Raw genomic sequence first — 20,824 nt, 5'->3', positions numbered from 1 at the left:
CAGCTGTCAGCCTTCAGCTATCAGGCCTAATAGTACCGATAACTGAACTCTGAATGCTGAGAGCTGATTCTAAAGTTTGATAGCTGACCGCCGTAGCTGACCGCTGATCGCTGAAAGCTCATTTACACCGCATCCGATAACGACGAAAACGTAAAGTCCCGGATCTTCATCGGCGGCACGATCATATTTCCGCTTCGTACTGGTTTTCCTAAAGCCTCTACGTTGTTAAGCATGATGATCGGGCTTTCATTAAATCGAAAGTTCTTGATCGGGAACATAATTTTGCCATTCTCGATATAAAAAGTACCGTCACGTGTTAAGCCTGTCAGCAGTAATGTTTGTGGATCCACTGAACGGATATACCAGAAACGGGTCACCAGGATGCCTTTTTCCGTGCCCTTGATTAGATCTTCCAGAGAAGAATCGCCGCCTTCCATGATCACTCCACGGGCGGGAGGGATTGCTTCCACATTTTGTTTCTGTGCCCAGTAACGGCTATAGCTCAGATTTTTTACTACTCCCTTATCAACCCAAACAGTACGTTCCTGAGGCCGGCCATCGCCGCTCCAGGTTGAGCCGGGTAGTTCGGGATGAAAAGGATCTGAATAAATAGTCACCTGCTCGTTGAACAGTTGTTCGCCTAAACGAGTGCCCCCGCCTTTTTTACTCATAAAGCTTCGGCCTTCATCTGCACTGCGGGCGTCAAATCCTCTCACAAGGTTCTCCAGCATGTCTTTAGCAGCCAGTGGCTCCAGTATGACCGTGTATTTCCCGGGTTCAATGGCTTTTGCAGTTGCGGAGCGCGTTGCTTTGCCCGATGCAATACGCGTTTGAGCCAGAGTGTCAAGTTTTCTAACATCATTGAAGCTTTGCTCTACATAACCTGATCCTGTACCGGATTGCGTACGGGTAGTTACAGAAAAGGAAATATCAGTATCATTATTATAGGCGAACAAGCCTTTTGAATTCATGATCGCCCTGAAACGATTAGAGTTCTCCAGAAAACCTGCCGCTTCCAGCTTCGCGTCTTTGGCCACCTGTAGACTCTTTAAAACCATTTCTGCCCTGGCATCAGGATCGATTGCCGCTGTTGCCGCAATATGAGTAACGGATTCTTTGTAAGACTGGGGTCCCATAACCGAGACGTATTCGGGGTTTTCAGGCGCCAGCTTTGCAAGCTCTTCCGCTCTTTGCACAACCTTTTTCAGTGAGGCATCATCGAATTCGTTAATTGTTGCCGAGCCTGTTTTCTTACCGAAAGTCGAACTCACGGCCAGTTCCATGGTACTTATTTCGCCTGCCGTAGAGACGGCATTCCGTGCATAGCGGATATTGCCACCTTCAGAACCGTTTAAACTTACTTCGCATTCGTTGGCCCTTGAAAAACTTAATGTTTTTTTGAGTACAGCCTGTGCTTCCTCTTTACTTAAAATCGCCATATAATTAAATTTTTCGTGCTGTATTAATTACGTTTACACCGTTAAAACGAGTTGTTGGACAGCCATGCGACACCGCACTGGACTGCGAAGGCTGGCCTTTTCCATCATTGAATGTTCCGCCAAGCCGATAATCACTTTCATCACAAATTGCCGCGCAGGAATTCCAAAATTCCTGGGTGTTTGATTGGTAAGCTACATCATTGAGCATCCCGGTAATTTTCCCGTTTTTGATCTCATAGAAAGTCTGCCCGCCGAACTGGAAATTATATCGTTGCTGATCGATAGAGTAGGACCCATCACCAATAATGTAAATACCCTTCTCTACATCCTTAATGATGTCGTCGACGCTTAGTTTCTTTTTGCCCGGCTGTAGTGAAACGTTTGGCATGCGCTGGAATTGAACATCGTCCCAGCCCTGTGCATAACTGCACCCATGAGATTCCTTAAGGCCAAGGATGTGTGCCTGGTCACGTGTTGCCTGGTAGTCAACCAATATTCCGTCCTTTATAATATCCCACTTTTTGCATTTGACACCTTCGTCATCATAGCCCACTGCTCCCAGCGAACCAGGTTCCGTCTTATCCCCGGTAATGTTCACCAGGCTATTTCCGAAATTGAATTTTTTAGATTCCCATTTATCCAGCGTGAGGAAGCTCGTTCCTGCGTAATTGGCTTCATAGCCTAAAACCCGATCTAATTCAGAAGGATGGCCTACCGATTCATGAATGGTCAGCCACAAGTGAGATGGATCCAGCACCAGATCATACTTCCCTGCTTCAACAGATTTTGCAGTTAATTTCTGAGCTGTATCTGAAGTTGCCGATTTTATGTCTTCCAGAATATCATAGCGATCTTTATAGCGAGTAACAATTCCGCTGACTTTGCTCGCAGCCCGCGGTTCAATGTATTCATATCCCAAACCCATTGGGGCACTCAAGGAATCCCTGGTAACAAATTTTCCTGAAACTTTGTCAATTTTTGTTACTGTGAAAGTTGGGAAAATCCGGTGAATATCCTGGTCGATATACGATCCGTCTGTGGAAGCAAAATATTTCTGCTCGTTGACCGCAAAGATGGCTGAGTTGACAAAGTTAGCCCCCGCTGCCATAGCAGCCGCATTGCTTGCCATCAGCAGGTCTATCTTTTCTCCAACAGGAACTTCGAAAGCATTTTTCAGAATAGGGGTTTTCCAGGACACCTCCCCGTAACCTTTCTGCGGAGCTAATTGTACAGGCGTGCCCTGGATCTTTGCATTTGCTTTGGCAACGGCTACTGCTTTTGCAGCCGTTTTAGCGATCTCATCTAAAGTGACGATGTTAGTAGCGGCAAATCCCCAGCTTCCGTTAGCTAATACACGGATACCTACACCATATGACTCCGTATTGGCGATTCCCTGGACCCGTTTTTCACGCGTGGCAACCACCTGGTTCAGGTAGCGCCCAATGCGTACATCGGCATACGTAGCGCCTTTTGAACGGGCGGCGTTTAAGGCGACATCGGCCAGCTGTTTTTTTAGTGCCGGATCAACAGGAATTAAAGCCTCTTCCATCGAGATCTCCCGACCAAATCCGGGGACAGATTGAAGCATCGAAGCGCCAATCCCAATTCCCGAGAGGTAAATAAAGTCTCTTCTTTTCAAAATATTCAGTTTAGGTTTATTGTTATATGTCTGGTTTCAATGGTATAAAAGTTCAATGTACTTATTCGAAATAAATAAGTAAACCACCCTCTACAAATACTTTCGCTCAATCCACAAATAACTGCAGCAACCGAGTAAAAGAAGATAGAAGTATATAGGTGGTACTTTTTCCCGTATATCTTGAGAATCAAATGGGCCGTTCGCCGGGCTTTTGGCTGATTGTTCAGCGAATCTATTGGTGGCTAACGCATTTAGGGCATTTCTTACGCTCAACCAGTCCCCCTGCTCAAAGACAAACTGTTTCGTGTTATCCCCATCGGCAGTTTTTAAGGTATTCCAGCCTGATTTAACCGGCCAATAAAAACCCTGCCACTGCTGCGGTAGATCGGCATTCTGCTTCAAAGCTATTTCAGTTTCGTCTGTAGAAAGCTCAGGAACTTCAGCTGATTTACTATTAAAAACTACTTCCGCTTTGTGATCGACCACCGGAAAACGATCAACAATCCGGATCAGGTTATCCGGCTTTTGCTGACGTGCAGCTTTCTCAATTAAATAAGCCCATATTGACCCATATGCAGTGCTGTTTCCTGAAAGACTTAAGGAATAGGTGCTGTTTAGTGTACTGAAAATAATGCGTCCTAAGCCCGAATTCGAGCTATTCACAAGGATGCGGTTCTTACCATCCCATACCAACGGCTGGTCATAGGGTTGCGGAGCAAGGTGATTTGCTCCAATGCCAGGAAGCAATGTCGGAAACTGAAGGTCGGGAAAGTTGACCGAAATGGTTTTCGCATCAGCGATCGGCAGGACAGGAAATGGAGTTCCAAAAGCTCCCCGGAGTTTGACGTCCTCATCGTCTATGATCAGTAAGCCCAGCCCCAGATTCACATGATTCCCCAAAGAAGAAATATCCGGCCGACTTAACTCGTTGATCGAATTTTCGTCGGATATAACTACATCAAACTTATCCAGCGTAGTGGACTGAAAGTTAAGAGCTACCGGATCCATATTTAGAAACTCAGTATTAAACTTTCCACTACTAATCTTACTGCGAAAGGCGAGGGGAAACTTATTTTCTGCAAGCCATCGCTTTAAAAAATTCACTTCAAAGCTGGGGGCTGATGAAAGGATAAAGATCCTCAAAGGCTTCACCGGCTCAACTTGCAATGGAACCTTTTCTACTGAGAGGGTATCCTTACCTGACGTCACAACTAAATAATTGATAGCTGTACCAAGCTGTCGGGGAGCACAGCTTAATTTGAATTTTCCCAAGCTGTCTGCGCTGATCATCGCGGAGTCGAGGTTGCTGCTTAGCCCCTGAAGCATAATCTTAACATCCTTACCGGACGTATTATTAAACTTTCCAGAAACTACCAACTTGTCGCTGCTTTTGATCAACGACCGCCAGGCTACTTGCTGGAATCCAAACGCCGGTACGGACTGGTGAAAGCGGACACCGGTATTTCCCAGCAACGCAAGCTCTTCATCCGGCAGGCCTGTGCCTATTATATGGAGTAACTTTATGTTGGAATTCACTGACAAAAAGTAGTCGAGGGAAGGAACATGAATGCCACTCTTGATGCCTGGTTGGTCTAACAGTTTTTTGTCGCTGGCGATGAATAGCGGGTTGGAAAATCCGGAAAGACTGTCTTTATGGAAACCTTGCGTTAATAGAACAACTGTTTTTGCATCGTCTGACTTATTATCCCTTTGATACCTCGGCGGAAGGGCGATGAATGCCAATGCCGCTACCGCAAGTACAGAAGCAAGTATCCGCAAGGCCAGGTTCTTGCGCGCCTTTCTTCGCCATTCCAGCAGCACGAGCAAAAAGATCAGGATCAAGGAGATTGCAATTACCAAGTAGTTCCAATCCATATTTACCGGCGTAAATTATTAAGGTTTTTGAAATATTGTTCCGAAAGGTCTGAACTAAGTTCCCGGGAATGAGGCTGAGGTAGTCGGGAAGTAGTTCCTATTGCACGCTGCAGGGCCCGTTCAACAAGTTTTAGATCCAATTGTCTTAATGAATTATACTTGCCATTCATTATTTTACGTATGGCCACTACCGCCCCTAAATAATTTGATGGATTTGCTACTGCCTTGCTGCTTAGCGTGGTATTGGCTTTGGCTACAATTTGGAGGTCGTTGTTGTTAAGCTTCTCCTTATTTCCCAACTTGTAGATTACTCCGGGCATTTGTTTTAAAGCATCCAGTGGGTCTTCCTGAGTAGGGAGCTTTTTTAAATTGAATGGATTAATGATCTTGTCAAGTTCTCCGCTTAAGCGGGTTTCTTTTTTAAGAGGAGTAGTTCTAATGGCAGTCTTAGCTACATACACTCTCGACTTTTGTTGAAGATCCTTTAATAGGCGTAAAGCTTTGTATTCGTAGGGTAAAGCCTCCGAAGGTCTGTTGGTTCTTAAGCGAAGTTCCGAGTTCCACATCTCCGTTAACGTGGCTTTAAGCTGCGATTTCAGTTCCGGCTCAAAGAAAGTAGCATCTTCCGCATTGTCGTGATTATGGCCGTACTCATTCAGTATCGCGTCGGTATTGCCAAAAGCCGCGGGTTCCTCATCACTGTGTTCTTCGTGATCTTCTTCTCCGCCTTCCTCACCCAGGAATTTCCCATATCGCAAACGCAGAAGCTTTTGATCGATACCCAGGTTATTGCTGCGGTCACTGAATTCAGAAGTGCTTATGACAGAGCGATCTTTAATCAGCTTCTCCGTATCAATGATGATCTGGCGCATGCTCCTGAAATACTCCGGAACCAAACTCACCCCACTCGCCATTCCGTCCATGCTCATTAGTTCGGCGGTATCCGCAATAGAAACAATGTATGATTCTGACCTGCTTTCCTGGTTAAAGTTGTCGAGGGCTTTTATGTAGAAATAAAGTTCATCGCCCGGAACCAAGCCCAGTGCCTTCAGGTCAATTGTCTTCTGAAGGTCGTAGCTGCGCTTAAGTGCTTTGAAGTCTGACGAAAAAGACAACTGCTGTTCCTTAAATTTGACCCCCTCGCCCTGACCGCTGGCAATTGTTGCCATGATAACAACGCTGCGGACCCCATAATCATCGGTTACAGATACCTTCAATATAGTCCTTTGTGGTTGGCCAAAATCAATAGTAGTATATTGTTCAGGTGCGATGAGGCGAATAACGGGAGCCTGATCTTTGATAAGTTGCAAAGGATAAGGATCAGATAGCTTCTCATTGACCTTCACCTGGTAAAAACCTGGCGCCGTTAGGGTCTTGCGAACCTGCCACAAGGTCTTCTTTTTATTAATCGCCTGCAGGCTTACCTTTTCTTTATCATTGAATAAAAAACTTAAGGCAGTAACAGGTTCCGTGGTCTCGATGCGCCAAACTATCTGCGAACCGTCTTCGGCGGTTAAAGCAAATTCTTTTTGATTACGGGTAGTCTTACGCGTATAAACTGGTGGTATGATCGAGATCTTTGCGGAGCGGACCTTTGCGGGAAGCACAACCGGCTTAGCTGTAGGCGAAATGACATTAGACTTTGCTACCAAAGATGACGTTGACTTCTCTACAGTATCCAGAGGGAATAACCAAATAGTATACGCAATAGCCATACAGCCTAAAACCGCCGCTATCCTAAAGAATAAAGACTTGTGTCTTATAGCCGGCAGCGCCGGTATTCGCTGTTCAATAGTTGCCGATTGAATTTTTTCAAGTAAGCTTAATGAATTTTGTGGTTTTAAAAACAACTGCGTGCTTTCTTCCAGCTCCGGGAAACGTTCATTGAGAAAGCGAGAGACGTCGGTATCACTGACCTCCCAGCGTTTTTCGATTTTGAAGATGGCAAACAGGATAGCGGCAAATAGTGGGACAGCCCAGAGTAACGAAATATCACCTGCCCGGTAAAGAAAACTGACTATAACAGCCGTGCAACCCATAGCAATCAGCACCCCTGTCATCAAAAGGTTCAACCACCATGTTCTGCGGATAGCAAGGATATATTCTTTTCCAGTCTTAGCCATTTGCGGTTATCGATCTCCGTTTGTGCGTAAACCATCGTTCTATTGCGAACAACAGCGCGAGTAACATCCATAAGTACTTATCCAAATGCGTCTCTTCTGATCTCATTTCTTCAGGCTGCAACGACACTTGCATGGCTCTGACAGGTACGATCTGCGAAAGTGACATGGAGCGTGTGTCATTACGTGCCTGGTCAAAAGTGTTTTCATGCCGGTTTAAAATAAGCCGCAGCAAAGCCTCCGGGAATCGGGGCTCCCAAACAAGATCATTCCACTCAGGATCAAAGCGACTACAAAATTTATATTCTGATTGCTTAGCGATTGATGTGCGCGATAAAATCGTATTTCCCGTCTCATCTTCCCACAGAGGATCTTGTTTGTCAGGATCATTTACAGACTTTCTCTTGTAAAGTCGGGTATTTTTATGATCAAAGGAAGCATCATTACTACTTATCAAGGCATTGTTTGTGGCTAATGTCCTTCCGGGCTGATAGGTGAATACATGTTTTGCCCTGTTTCTAATTTGTTCTTTCAAAGGAGATTCCGAAAGCCAGAAGATCCAGTCTAAACCTGCCGGAAGGTTGTCTGGGTCAGAAAAACTTTTTACGGAGATCCGGCGCTGGCTAACACTCCGAACGGCTTCAAGCGCCGCCTTTACATAAGCAAGGTCGGCGCGATGCTTATCAGTATATAAGGCAATACGCAATTCCGAAGTGTCGATGGCCACGGATGAACTGTCCAGATGGTTTTCAACGCCCTGGGATGAATTGAACCGGATCGCCGTTCGGTTAACGGAAGTCAATTCATAGGCGGGATTCAGGTCTTTTGTTGATGTGTTTTCCAAAGAATAAGTTACACCTCTTGGTGTTGATTGCTCCAGCACAATCCTCAAACTATCCCCTTGCGTTAGGAACACTTCGGCAATTTTATTAAAGACGGAATCTGAAGATCTATAAGTCTTCCAGATAAATCCTGATTTTAATACCGGACGACTTCCCGCAAATCTGCTCATCCGATCATTTGTGAATAGATAAGCGCTTGCGTTGGCGGGCAACTGTTCATCCAGAGCCCGTGCCAGCGACCAGTAGGAAAGTTGCGGTAATGAACCCCGTCGGTCATCATCAATAATTTCAGCGGTGTCGGTTAAATTGAATTTCTCGAATCGCGGGTTAAAGTAATGAGTTTCGAAGCCGAGTCTCACCAACGAATCGATCGTGGGTTTAAATGCCTGGTAACTCTCCTCCAAATGATCCTTGTCCAGCAGTATCCAACCCCTAATTTTTTCTGCCGGCATTTTCCTGATGACCAGGGGAGCGGCGAGCAGTAACGCCAGAATAATCAACAACAAACAGCGCAGGAGTAATAACCACAGATCCTGGAAGCGAAGGCTTCGGGAGTTTTGCTTTGAACTTTCGCCTAACAGCTGAATACTCCCAATCTTCAGTGTCCGGCCTTTCTTTAGACTCCACAGGTGGATAGCCAGCGGGATGATGATCGCGCCGATTGCCAAAAGCCATATGGGGTTAAGTAGCTGCAGCACAGAATCTATATTTTTATATTATTTCGTTGCTTCAGAAATTCACGTAAAGCCTGATCTAAGGGCTCATCCGTCCTGAGAAGCTTATATGCTACGTTTCGTTCCAGCAACTGTGTCCTCACATTTGAAAGGTGCTTTTCAAGATTCTCTTTATAGAGTTTCTCTGCCGAGCCGGAATTAAACTCAACGGTTTCGCCGGTTTCAAGGTCTTCCAGGGTGGTAAAGCCTTTGAAATCGAGTTCCAGCTCATTCCTGCCCATCAGGTGAAACACCACTACCTCGTTCTTCAATGCGGTCAGTGTGTCGAGGAGCTTGAAGATCTCGCCATCCTGTTCATAGAAATCAGTGATGAAAATTAGAAGTTCCCGCTTTCGCGAACGGGTGTAGATATCGTCGAACTGGCTTTCTGAAGTGAAGTGCCCGCCGGCTTTTAAATTTTCTAAATGATAAAACAGTCGCGACAGATGCTGGAAGTCCTGCCGGGATGCAAGCGAACTCAACTCGCCCTCATGAAATAAATACAGACCCACCGCATCGCTCTGCAGGTGCGCCAGGTAGGCCAGGGCAGCGGCCAGGTAACGTGCATAATCTATCTTTGTGATACCCGCATCCTCATGATTCATGGAGCCGCTTGCATCGATTAGTAAGCGAACCGATATGTTCGTTTCCATTTCCGACTCGCGGATATAATACCGGTCAGACCGGCCATACATCTTCCAGTCCAGCCAGCGCAGGTCGTCGCCGGGCTGGTAGCTGCGGTACTGGCTGAACTCCATTCCAGGGCCTTTAATAATGCTTTTGTTTATTCCGGTCATAAATCCGTCAATGATCATTTTTGCCGCTAAGGAGAGGTCCTTAATGGCCATGATGGTTTGGGGATTTAATACTTTGCTCATGACAGGAAAATTTGAAGCAGGAGTTTAAAGCGGGCTTAGCACTTTGGGTCTTTCCACGGTTTTGATTAGTTCTGCCGCAACCTTGTCGGTGGTGATGTTTTCAGCTTCGGCCTTGAAGTTCATTAAAATCCGGTGGCGCAATACCGGGTAAGCCATCGCATGGAGATCTTCCATGAGTACCGCATAGCGCCCTTTAAATAACGCCCGAGCCTTGGCGGTAAGTATGAGAGCTTGACCCGCTCTTGGGCCCGCCCCCCAGCGTACCCAATCTTTGATATATGGTATGTCGGTCGTCTCCGGCCGCGTCGAACGGATCAGCGTGCTGACGTACTCAATAAGATCATCGCTGATTGTCACGTCCCTGATCAGCGCCTGCAGCTGACGGATATCTTCGCCATTCAGGACCGGGTTAACGGTATTTTTAATCGAACCAGTTGTACTGTTCAGGATCCCGAATTCCTCCTCTGCGCTAGGATAACCGATCTTAATATACAGGAGAAAACGGTCCAGTTGCGCTTCCGGAAGGGGATAAGTTCCTGCCTGCTCGATCGGGTTTTGCGTAGCCAGGATAAAGAAAGGCCTGTCGAGCGGGTATGTTTGTCCGCCGTACGTGACCTCGAATTCCTGCATAGCCTCCAACAGGGCGGATTGTGTCTTGGGCGGGGTACGGTTTATTTCATCTGCCAGCACGATATTAGCGAAGAGCGGACCTTTATTGAACTTAAAGAAGCGTTTACCCGTTGCATGATCTTCCTCCAGTATTTCCGTGCCGATAATATCTGAAGGCATCAGGTCGGGTGTGAACTGTATACGGCGGAATGAAAGGTCAAGTGCTTGCGACAATGTCCGCACCATTAATGTCTTAGCCAATCCGGGTACTCCTTCAACCAGGCAGTGCCCGCCAGCCATCAAAGCGATGATCATCTCTTCAATCACATGATCCTGTCCGACAATCACTTTTGCGATTTCCTTCCGGAGCTGCGGAAGCTTGTTCAATAATTGGCCAACGGTATTTTCTGAAATCTCCAACGGATAAAAAATTAGTTTAGAACGGAACTTTATTCGCAGAAAATTAGAAATATTTTAATAATAAACGGGACTTAAGCCATTAGTATCATAGAAATTACAAGTACTCTATTAATTATTTAAGCACTGATTTGCTTTAATGCCCTATTTTAGGGGAATGTTTGCGTCTAAATTTACGTTTGCGAGGTTACGCTACCGATCCGGTAATTGGGATACCGATCAGCGGATGCCCTCAAATATCCTCAATTCCTTACTTGAGTATACCACCATCCCGATTAACATGGAAGAGAAAGTGGTTGACCTGGCCAGCGAAGAACTGTTCCTGTATCCCTTCGCTTATCTAAGCGGCCACAAGCTAGTCCAGTTTGATGCAAAGGAAAAAGCGAACTTCAAAAAGTATGTCCAAAACGGAGGATTCGTATTTGTAGATGACTGCAACCATGATATTGACGGCCTTTTCGCCCGCTCGTTTGAAGCTCAAATGGCCGCTCTGTTCGGTCCGAAAGCGCTGAAGAAAATTCCCAACGACCACCGAATCTATAATTCTTTTTTCAAATTTGAAAAAGGCCCACCCACAACTTCATTCGAATTAAACGGCTGGGGCGATGACCTGGTGCATGATTACCTCAAAGCCATAGAAGTGAATGGCCGAATCTCGGTTCTCTACAGCAACAAAGATTATGGCTGCGAATGGGACTACGATTTCCGAAATAAGCGGTTCTTAGCAGAAGACAACACCAAGTTTGGGGTCAATATTGTGGTCTATGCGATGGGAGCCTAATCCCATTTTCTTAAAGGTTTTATTCACCTCAAACCGTTTAAATCTCCTGGCTTTTTTACTCACTGGAAAAGAAGTCCGGAAGGACCGATTTTTGTTCTTAACAATTTCAATTTTAAGTTGATTTTCAACAAGCTTTCATAGGGGTTTCCTAGTAGTTTCCTAGTAGTTTCCTAGTAGTTTGCCAGTAAGAAAGTACTAGCAAACTACTAGCATTCTACAAGTGAACTTTTATCAGGAGTTGTTGAAAATATATTCAGTGTAAATCATGAAAATGATCTGATCTTTTGGTAACCAATTTTAGGGGAGTATTTTGTGGTACCAACAGTCAAATTAATTTGTCTGACAGACACATGAGATTCTTTAATTCTGTCTTTTACAATCTGGCCAACGGTGTAAGCGTTTGATTGTGTATTTTTGTGAAATTCTATCTGTTTGCATGATTCCTGAGACTTTAAATATTTTAAAAGGCCGCTATTGTAATTCCTTAACCACCTACTCAAGGTTTCTGACCCGTGAAGTATTCATTGGCGACATTGCCATGGGCGCTCATAATCCCATTCGCATTCAAAGTATGACTACAACTGATACAATGGACACCATCGGTACCGTTGAACAGACGATACGGATGGTGGATGCAGGTTGTGAGTATGTGCGGATTACAGCGCCAAGTGTTAAGGAATCAAAGAATCTTGCACTGATAAAAAAGGAATTAAGGAATCGCGGCTACAATGTTCCCCTTATTGCTGATATTCATTTTACCCCGAATGCTGCCGAGGCGGCTGCCCGCATTGTCGAAAAAGTACGGGTTAATCCGGGCAACTATGCTGATAAGAAGCGCTTCGAAAATTTCGAATACACTCAAACTGAGTACCAGGCCGAGCTGGAACGCATCTATCAGAAATTTGCGCCGTTAGTAAAGGTTTGCAAAGAGTATGGTACTGCCATGCGCATAGGTACCAATCATGGTTCTTTATCTGATCGTATCATGAGCCATTACGGTGATACGCCGCAGGGGATGGTAGAGTCAGCTATGGAGTTTATGCGGATGTGCGAGGACATGAACTACTACAATCTGGTGGTTTCCATGAAAGCGAGTAACCCGCAAGTGATGGTTCAAGCCTACCGTTTGTTGGTAGAAACTATGGTGAAAGAAGGGATGAATTATCCTTTGCACCTGGGCGTTACTGAAGCAGGTGACGGTGAAGACGGCAGGATTAAATCGGCCGTTGGTATTGGCACTCTACTGGAAGATGGCTTAGGTGACACTATACGGGTTTCCTTAACTGAAGATCCGGAATTTGAAGCTCCCGTAGCAATTGCTTTAGCTAACAGATATCACAATCGGCTGAATATTGCTGGTCAAACAGATTTGTTAGGATCACCGGTTGTTCAAAATACTTTTCCTGGTAATTTCAGCCCCTATGTTTATGACAAGCGTAAAACGGCCGAGTTAAATACCTTTATCGGAGGACACCAGGTTCCGCGGGTGATTATTGATGTTTCGAAAGAGAATTTGAAAGATCCTGCGGTTTTAACAGGGGTAGGGTATGTGTATTCTGCCATTCTCGACAAGTACAACATGGGCGAGCAGTCCACCGATTTTGTTTACCTGGCCGATGAACTACCTTCTTTTTCCCTACCGGGAAATCTGAAGCAACTATATAATTACAGTACCTGGCAAAGTCTGGCTGACAAAACCAATTGTCATCCTTTATACAGTTTAACGGAGTTTATTGAAGCAAATGTTCATGACCGGTCTTTAAACCTGGTATGTGTCAGCAATCAGGAAATTGGTAGCGAACTGTTCAACCAGGTTCAACCAGATCATACCCTGGTTTTTGTTTTAGAAACGGACAGCAAACATGGGCTTGCTGATCAGCGGCAGGCCTTTTTTAAGCTGATGGAGGCGGGAATCGAGGTTCCGGTGATTATCAGCCGCAAGTATGTTAATGACCTTATTGACTCCAAAGCTGAATATCTGAGTACCCCTGAAGACTTTCAGTTATATGCGGCCACCGATCTGGGCGGTTTACTGCTCGACGGATTAGGCGATGGAATATGGGCGCAGGCACCTTCGATTCCGCTGAAGACGATATTGACTACATCCTTCGGGATCCTGCAGGCTACCCGATCACGAATTTCAAAAACGGAATACATTTCTTGTCCGAGTTGCGGGCGCACTTTATTTGACCTTCAGGAAACGACGCAGATGATCCGCAGCCGCACCGATCATTTAAAAGGTTTGAAGATTGGCATTATGGGCTGTATTGTTAACGGCCCGGGTGAAATGGCCGATGCGGATTACGGATATGTAGGCACCGGTCCGGGAAAGATCACCTTATACAGGGGTAAGGAAGTGGTGAAGAAGAACGTTAACACAGAGAATGCTCTGAACGAACTGATTGACATTATTCGTGAAGACGGAAACTGGATAGAGGTGGAGAGTTTAGAAAAAGACTGAGTGGGAAAAATCATCCCGTCTTGCGACGTTCAGAATAAATCTGAGTGCGTGCCGGAACGCACGAGTTCAATCAAATAAATAGTTTCGTCTTCGCGCCAAATTAAAAGCAAGTCTGACTTCACGTGACACTCCCAGAGACCTTGATACCTGCCGCTTAGTTTATGAGGCAAATGCTTTTTGTCAAGTCCTTTGACTCCTTTTTCCGCAAGGACACCAATTACCTCATGCAAATGGTTAAAATCTTTTAGGGAACGTTTCTTTAATAGTTTTAGATCGTTAAGAAACTTGCTTGAGGTTATGATGCTGTACACCTTTTTACTTTATGCTATCAAATAAAGCCTGTACGGTGTCAAATTTTTTACCCTTGCCAGCATTCAATTCTTCGAGCGCAGCAAGAGTTTCTTCATTAAGTATTCTATCTGACGTCGATCTTTTTTTTACGGATAAACCTAACTCCTTCGCCAAAGTAGCTAGTAATTTCAATTTTGAGCTATCGTTACCTTCAATAATCAGTGTTGCCATATCTTTTAAATTTACACTTTATTATTATAAGGTAAATAATAGCAGCTGGTTTTCTGAAAGAAATACCTACTCAGTCAAAAACTCCACACTCTTCTCGCAAACCAGCTGCAACTGCAGGGGCATTTCTTCTTTGGCGTAGGGATGCGAAGCTCCGAAAACATGATTTGCGTAGGGTATGATCATGAATTCGGATTCTTTGTTACGATCCTGTAGCCGCTGGCCGTCGGTTAATAATACATTCTCGTCTTCGTCGCCGTGAATTATAAGCCAGGGGATATTTATCCTTGCCGCAGCATCGAGGATATTATATTCTTTATGATGTTTTTCCAAATCGTAAAGGAGGTTGACCTTTAATGGGGTATTCTGTTTGGTACGTGTGTTATAAGTGTAAATCACGCCCTTTTCCCGCCACTCGGCAAGTTGATCTCTTTTCCATAAGCTGCTGAAATCAGCTATCGCAGCCCAGGTGATTAGTTTATTTACCCGTGGATCTTTGGCTGCCTGGATGATGCAAATACCTCCCCCCCGGCTATGGCCAATCAGGCTTACCTGGACAGCCGGACTGAACTCTTTGCCACTACCAACGAAGTTGATCACCTGGTCGAGATCGTAAAATTCTTTAGTGAATGTATTATCGCTGAATAAACCGAGATCGGCAAAGTCGATGGGGTTTTCAGGTGTAGTTCCATTATGTGAGAAATTGAATTTAAAAAAGCGAAAACCTTTTTGCACAAAATACTCGGCAACCATGTTGTGGGTTCCCCAGTCTTTAAACCCTTTGAACCCGTGTACAAAAATTACCATTGGTGCATTTTTGTGATCATTGTCATATGTCAAATCAGCCAGCATGGGCTTACCACCAGAGCCGGGGATTATAAAGGTTTGTTGCAAGATCATAACGGCATAACGTTTAAATTTATTGATTGTGTGACTGCATTAATATTGAACACTATAAATCGGGAAACAGCCTTAAATTCGCTAATTTGGCTGTTTTCAGGTTTTAAAATTTAACATTTTTTAACAATTATTTATAACCTTTCTAAATATGTGCGTTTGACAAACAAGTGACACGTACGGCATGGCTTATTGATTACTTTTGTTGCTGTTCATAACAATAGGATATCGGTAGTTGAAAGATCTAAAAGTCATAGCGTTTACGCACAAACATATAAACCTGAAGGACTTGGGGAAGTTTGTAATCTGTAACGAGACCCTCGAAGAAAGACTGCAAGCGGTAAAAACCAAGTTCGAAATTACTGAAATCTTCTACATAGGCACTTGCAACCGCGTGGAATTTGTGTTTACCGCCTCGGCAGACATCACACCGGAGTTTATACAGAACTTTATTCGTACTCTAAACTTTTGCGTTCCTGAAGAAAGACTTGAAGATTTTTCAAAGCAGGTCTCGGTTTACGAGTCTGATGAAGCTTTAAACCATTTATTACGAATTTCCTGCTCATTGGAAAGTTTGGTTGTAGGTGAGAAAGAGATTCTGGCGCAAGTAAGAAAGGCATATAATACCTGTAAAGAAAGTGGCTTCACGGGTGATTATCTGAGGCTGATCATGGCCCGGGTTGTTAAAACGGCCAAGGAAGTTTATACAGATACCAACATTTCGAGGAAACCAATTTCAGTTGTTTCCTTAGCTTATAGAAAATTGCGGGAGTTTAATTTGTGTTCAAATGCCCGCATTTTGATTATCGGAGCAGGCGAAACAAATCAAAATATTGCCAAGTACTTAAAAAAGCACAAATTTTCGAACTTTGCCATATTTAACCGGACAAAATCAAAAGCTGTAAATCTGGCAAATGAACTTCAGGGTGAAGCTTACGATTTGCACGACCTTAAGGATTATAAGAAGGGTTTCGATGTAATTATTACTTGTACCAGTTCAGTTGAACCCATTATAACCGAAGAAATATATCAGTCGTTGTTAAACGGCGAAACTGAAAAGAAAGTAATAGTTGATTTAGCCGTACCGAATGACACTTGTCCGGAGGTAGTATCAAATTACCCGGTTCATTTTATTGAAGTACATAGCTTGCAGGAGATTGCTAACAGCAACCTGCAGGAACGTTATGACGAGCTGATTAATGCCGAACGGATTATCGAAAAGAACATCGTTGAATTTGGTCCCATCTTAAAGCAACGTCGCATCGAAATTGCCATGCGCGAGGTTCCTGAAAAGATTAAGGAAATTAAAAGTCTGGCCATTAATTCTATTTTTGCGCAGGATCTGGAAGGTCTTGACCAAAATTCGCGCGATGTCTTAGACAAGATCATTAACTATATGGAGAAGAAGTATATTAGTGTTCCGATGATCATGGCGAAAGATATTCTGGTTAATAACGTATAAATCCTGATCGGTCTTCTGGATCGAATCCTAATAATCATCCTATTATTTCAATGTTTGGAGTAAATTTATTCCGGACAATTTTATTGTAAAGTGGCAAAAAGAATAATTATCGGTACCCGCGGAAGTGAATTAGCATTATGGCAAGCCAATTATGTTAAGTCAAGATTAGAAGAGATTGGCGTTGAGGCTGAGCTCAAGATTATCAAAACGCAGGGTGACAAGATATTGAATTTGAGCTTCGACAAGCTGGAAGGTAAGGGGTTCTTTACCAAAGAGCTGGAAGAGGAATTGCTGGATGGCACTATCGATCTGGCGGTCCATTCGCATAAAGATCTTCCCACCAATCATCCTGAAGGGCTTATAGTAGCGGCGGTTTCCGAGCGTGAACATCCTTCGGAATTACTGTTGATTTTGAAGGATTGCGTTGATATCCAGCAAAAACTTTCTGTAAAATTTGGGGGCATGGTAGGAACTTCTTCCAATCGCCGTAAAGCTCAACTTTTAGCCGTACGCCCCGACTTTGAAATTAACGATCTGCGCGGTAATGTTCTTACCCGAATCCAAAAGTTACGGGATGAAGATTATGATGCGATCATGCTTGCCAAGGCAGGCATCCAACGTCTGAATCTTGATCTTTCCGAATTTCATGTTGAAGAAATTGATCCTACGGAATTAGTTCCGGCACCTGCGCAGGGTGTATTGGCGCTACAAATTCGCGAAAGCGATAAAGAGCTGTTTGACACGCTGCAATCAATAAACGATCCGGCTGTAGCCGAACAGATAGCGGTGGAACGCAAGGTTTTAAATATGTTTAAAGGCGGTTGTCAGATGCCTTTAGGCTGCTATTGCCGCCACGATGAAGGTATGTTCCAGGTCTGGACAGCGAAAGCGAATGATGGCGATGATTTTCCTGACCGGTTATTTACCGAGGCTGCTCATACTGATGGGCTTGCCGAAAAGATCGTAGCGAAATTTGACAGTAAGAGACGATACCCTAAGCATATTTTTATCACCCGCAATTTGCCTGAGAGCAGTTATTTACGGCGGGCCTTAGAAAGACACCAGATCCATATTGAGGATCGCTCGCTTATTAAGACGTTTCCGACAATTAATAAGTTGAATCCGTTTATATTAAAGTATGTAAAGTGGATCTTTTTTAGCAGTAAGAATGCAATAGAGTACTTTTTTAAGCTTGAGCCTGCTTTACCGAAAGCTGTAAAGTTTGGTGTACTGGGCCGGGCGTCAGAAGATACTTTAAGAAGGTTTGGAAAAGCGGCAGATTTCAACGGTGAGGATGAGGGAATTGATACCTCAGATATCGCTGAAAAATTTGCTCTCCGGGCAAATGGATCAACGGTTTTATTCCCTGGTGCTAAAGATTCTTTGCGTACTGTGCAGCAGGCACTAAGTTCAGAGAGTAAAATTATAGACCTTCCAGTGTACGAAACGGTTATGGATGAGCGGGTAGAAGGTTCTTCTGCCGAAGTGCTGATCTTTACGAGTCCGTCAAATGTGGAGGCTTACTTCCAGGACAATCTACTCGAGCCGGGACAGAAAGTTGTTTGTATCGGCAAATCTACCGGTAAAAAGTTTGATGAAATGGGAGTTTCTTATACCCTGCCGTACTCTCCAGACGAAATTGGGCTTGCCGAAGCTGTATTTGGCCTGGATTTCTAAAATATTTACCCGGAGATTTTCATGAGCAAAATCTTATAAATACTATCCCTATGCTAATTCGTCCGCGAAGATTAAGAAAATCACCTATAGTGCGTGAGATGGTTGCCGAGACCCGATTATCGAAAGATATGTTCATTTATCCGCATTTTGTGGTACCCGGGAACAATATCACTCATGGCATTGATGCAATGCCTGGGATTAACCACTTCTCGGTTGACACTCTGGTTAAGGATGTTGAGAAATCGCTGAAACTAGGCATCAACAAGGTTTTGCTATTTGGCGTTGGCGAGGAAAAAAGCGAGGATGCAAGCTCGGCCTACAGCGAAAAGTCGGTAGTTGTAAACGCAATTACCGAATTGAAAAAAGCATTTGGAAACGACCTGTATGTAGTTACCGATGTATGTACCTGTGCTTATACTACTCACGGGCACTGTGGTATATTACACAATGACTATGTGCAAAATGATGCAACCGTTGAAGTGTTGGCTAAGATGTCTTTATCTCATGCTGAAGCAGGGGCTGATATGGTTGCGCCATCGGACATGATGGATGGCCGTATCCTGGGTATTCGTCAGAAACTGGATGGCGCGGGATTTGAAAATACCTCCATTATGAGTTATAGCATTAAGTTTGCCTCCGCATATTATGGCCCCTTCCGCGAAGCAGCCGATTCAGCTCCGGGCAAAGGTGATCGCAAAGCCTATCAGATGGATTTTAGAAACCCGAGTGAAACAATGAGGGAAGCTTTTTTAGATGAGGAAGAAGGAGCTGATATTTTGATGGTAAAACCTGCTTTGGCTTACCTGGACATTATTCATCGTTTAAAAGAAAATACAAATTTGCCTGTAGCTTGTTATAATGTATCGGGTGAATATTCGATGGTTAAGGCTGCGGCCAGAAATGGCTGGGTTGATGAACAAAAAGTGATAATGGAAAACATGTACGCTTTTAGCCGTGCAGGTGCGAACATCATCATTACCTATCATGCCCGCGAGATATTAGAGAATGGCTGGATGTAGACAATTATAAATTAAGAATTACCACTAACCTTTTTGCCGTTTGTTTTTGAATTGACGCTTTTCAATTTTTATCATGTTAGACTCTCTAAAAAAAATATTCTCAGGATCGGAAGATGACCCCCCGGTTTCAACAACCGGAAAACCGGACATTGTAAGAGAAAAATCAGCCGAACTTTATGAAAAGGCAAAAACGTATTTCCCCGGGGGAGTAAATTCACCGGTAAGGGCATTCCGGTCAGTACACGGAACGCCTCTTTTTATTCAAAAAGGCGATGGTTGTTATGTATGGGATGCAGATGGAAATCAATTTATTGATTTTTGCGGATCATGGGGCCCATTAATCCTGGGGCATAACAATGCAAAAGTAAGAGAGTCTGTTACTGAAGCAATGCAAAATGGGATGAGCTTTGGCGCTCCTACGGCCCTGGAAAACGATCTTGCTGCTCTCATTTTAAAGAATAATAAATACGTTGAAAAAATCCGTTTTACTAGTTCTGGAACAGAGGCTGTTATGTCGGCTATCAGGCTGGCAAGGGGCTATACTAGACGGGATAAGATCTTAAAATTTGAAGGCTGTTACCATGGGCACGCTGATTCGCTGCTTGTAAAGGCTGGTTCAGGACTGGTTACTTTTGGTGAAACTTCTTCAGCTGGTATCCCGAAGTCATTTGCAGATGAAACGATAGTGGTTTCACTGAACGATAGGTCAGCTGTAGAGCAGGCTTTCGAACAGTTCAAAGACCAGATTGCTGCGGTAATTATAGAGGGTGTACCGGCTAACAATGGCTTACTGATCCAGGATGCAGAGTACATTGCATTTTTAAGAGACATTTGTACAAGAAATCAAACGCTTCTAATCCTTGATGAGGTAATTACCGGCTTCCGGCTTGGCTTTGAAGGCGCCGCTAAGCATTACGATGTTAAACCGGATATCGTTACTTACGGCAAAATTATAGGCGGAGGGTTGCCGGTGGGAATGTATGGTGCATCTGTGCAAATAATGAGTCATATTTCACCTGAGGGACCGGTTTACCAGGCAGGTACTCTATCCGGTAATCCGGTGGCAATGGCAGCAGGTCTGGCTCAGTTGACCGAGTTATTGCGACCTTCTTTTTATAAGGATCTGAACAAAAAGACTCAAGAATTTACTGAGTCTATTCAGCGTTTTGCAACAGCGAGGAACTATAAATTCAAAGTGTTTTCTATCGGTTCTATTTTCTGGTTTGCCTTTACAGATAAAGAAACTATAAAGACTGCAGAGGAAATTGATCCCTCAAGCATGGAAAAGTTCAAGATTATGCACCGGGAATTGTTAAACCGGAATATTTATCTGGGACCCTCTGGCTATGAGGTTGGGTTTGTTTCCTCGGCACACACTAAAGTAGAACTTGAAAAAGCGAAACGGGCTATTGTTGAAAGTCTTGATATTGTATTCAGAAATAAATAGCCCATTCGATTTAAGAAGATTCGGAAATA

At 44.1% G+C, this 20,824-nt stretch carries 16 protein-coding genes; 6 read left to right on the top strand and 10 right to left on the bottom strand.

All coding sequences use genetic code 11. The annotated features are described in order from the left end of the window. Positions 1 to 122 precede the first annotated feature (122 nt). The 7 genes from AC1MCB_RS12745 to AC1MCB_RS12715 all read right to left on the bottom strand — a co-directional run bounded on the left by AC1MCB_RS12745 (position 123) and on the right by AC1MCB_RS12715 (position 10,535). On the bottom strand, positions 123 to 1,439 hold the full coding sequence (locus AC1MCB_RS12745; RefSeq protein WP_479965105.1) for a TldD/PmbA family protein: 1,317 nt from the start codon (positions 1,437 to 1,439) through the stop codon (positions 123 to 125). A 4-nt stretch (positions 1,440 to 1,443) separates the two neighbouring features. After that, a complete protein-coding gene (locus tag AC1MCB_RS12740; protein ID WP_479965104.1) occupies positions 1,444 to 3,078 on the bottom strand; it encodes a TldD/PmbA family protein in 1,635 nt (544 codons plus the stop codon). Between the two features lie 90 nt (positions 3,079 to 3,168). Next, positions 3,169 to 4,953 (bottom strand): hypothetical protein, encoded by a 1,785-nt coding sequence (locus tag AC1MCB_RS12735; protein WP_479965103.1) that lies wholly within the window; start codon positions 4,951 to 4,953, stop codon positions 3,169 to 3,171. A gap of 2 nt (positions 4,954 to 4,955) precedes the next feature. Further along, positions 4,956 to 7,076, bottom strand: a complete 2,121-nt coding sequence (locus AC1MCB_RS12730; RefSeq protein WP_479965102.1) for a hypothetical protein — start codon at positions 7,074 to 7,076, stop codon at positions 4,956 to 4,958. After that, on the bottom strand, positions 7,069 to 8,583 hold the full coding sequence (locus AC1MCB_RS12725) for a BatA domain-containing protein (RefSeq protein WP_479965101.1): 1,515 nt from the start codon (positions 8,581 to 8,583) through the stop codon (positions 7,069 to 7,071). Before AC1MCB_RS12725 ends, AC1MCB_RS12730 begins: the two co-directional genes overlap by 8 nt. Before the next feature lie 35 nt (positions 8,584 to 8,618). Further along, a complete protein-coding gene (locus AC1MCB_RS12720; RefSeq protein WP_479965100.1) occupies positions 8,619 to 9,506 on the bottom strand; it encodes a DUF58 domain-containing protein in 888 nt (295 codons plus the stop codon). 24 nt (positions 9,507 to 9,530) lie between these two features. Beyond that, on the bottom strand, positions 9,531 to 10,535 hold the full coding sequence (locus tag AC1MCB_RS12715; RefSeq protein ID WP_479965099.1) for an AAA family ATPase: 1,005 nt from the start codon (positions 10,533 to 10,535) through the stop codon (positions 9,531 to 9,533). A gap of 136 nt (positions 10,536 to 10,671) precedes the next feature. Here AC1MCB_RS12715 and AC1MCB_RS12710 point away from each other — a divergent pair, with 136 nt between their 5' ends. Both AC1MCB_RS12710 and ispG read left to right on the top strand, forming a co-directional pair. Next, positions 10,672 to 11,313 (top strand): DUF4159 domain-containing protein, encoded by a 642-nt coding sequence (locus AC1MCB_RS12710; RefSeq protein ID WP_479965098.1) that lies wholly within the window; start codon positions 10,672 to 10,674, stop codon positions 11,311 to 11,313. 436 nt (positions 11,314 to 11,749) lie between these two features. After that, on the top strand, positions 11,750 to 13,774 hold the full coding sequence (gene ispG / locus AC1MCB_RS12705) for a (E)-4-hydroxy-3-methylbut-2-enyl-diphosphate synthase (protein ID WP_479965097.1): 2,025 nt from the start codon (positions 11,750 to 11,752) through the stop codon (positions 13,772 to 13,774). Between the two features lie 29 nt (positions 13,775 to 13,803). On the opposite strand, the gene AC1MCB_RS12700 is transcribed toward ispG, so the two are convergent. The 3 genes from AC1MCB_RS12700 to AC1MCB_RS12690 form a co-directional block, all read right to left on the bottom strand. Continuing rightward, entirely contained in the window at positions 13,804 to 14,085 is a 282-nt protein-coding gene (locus AC1MCB_RS12700; protein WP_479965096.1) for a type II toxin-antitoxin system RelE/ParE family toxin, read from the bottom strand. A gap of 4 nt (positions 14,086 to 14,089) precedes the next feature. Then, positions 14,090 to 14,296, bottom strand: a complete 207-nt coding sequence (locus AC1MCB_RS12695; protein WP_479965095.1) for a hypothetical protein — start codon at positions 14,294 to 14,296, stop codon at positions 14,090 to 14,092. Between the two features lie 66 nt (positions 14,297 to 14,362). Next, complete coding sequence (locus AC1MCB_RS12690) at positions 14,363 to 15,193, bottom strand: alpha/beta hydrolase family protein (protein WP_479965094.1); 831 nt, start codon at positions 15,191 to 15,193, stop codon at positions 14,363 to 14,365. Between the two features lie 232 nt (positions 15,194 to 15,425). Here AC1MCB_RS12690 and hemA point away from each other — a divergent pair, with 232 nt between their 5' ends. The 4 genes from hemA (at position 15,426) to hemL (ending at position 20,795) form a co-directional block, all read left to right on the top strand. Next, a complete protein-coding gene (gene hemA, locus AC1MCB_RS12685; RefSeq protein WP_479965093.1) occupies positions 15,426 to 16,652 on the top strand; it encodes a glutamyl-tRNA reductase in 1,227 nt (408 codons plus the stop codon). Positions 16,653 to 16,742: 90 nt separating this feature from the next. Continuing rightward, positions 16,743 to 18,329, top strand: coding sequence for a hydroxymethylbilane synthase (gene hemC, locus AC1MCB_RS12680; protein WP_479965092.1), 1,587 nt, complete (start codon positions 16,743 to 16,745; stop codon positions 18,327 to 18,329). A 50-nt stretch (positions 18,330 to 18,379) separates the two neighbouring features. Continuing rightward, on the top strand, positions 18,380 to 19,348 hold the full coding sequence (hemB, locus tag AC1MCB_RS12675; RefSeq protein WP_479965091.1) for a porphobilinogen synthase: 969 nt from the start codon (positions 18,380 to 18,382) through the stop codon (positions 19,346 to 19,348). 73 nt (positions 19,349 to 19,421) lie between these two features. Beyond that, the gene (hemL, locus tag AC1MCB_RS12670; RefSeq protein ID WP_479965090.1) at positions 19,422 to 20,795 is read left to right on the top strand and encodes a glutamate-1-semialdehyde 2,1-aminomutase; all 1,374 of its coding nucleotides are present in this window, start codon (positions 19,422 to 19,424) and stop codon (positions 20,793 to 20,795) included. Positions 20,796 to 20,824 lie beyond the last annotated feature (29 nt).

Source organism: Daejeonella sp. AP26 (assembly GCF_056680515.1).
The sequence above is the reverse complement of the archived record's forward strand: the minus strand, read 5'-3'. Positions and strand labels throughout refer to the sequence as shown.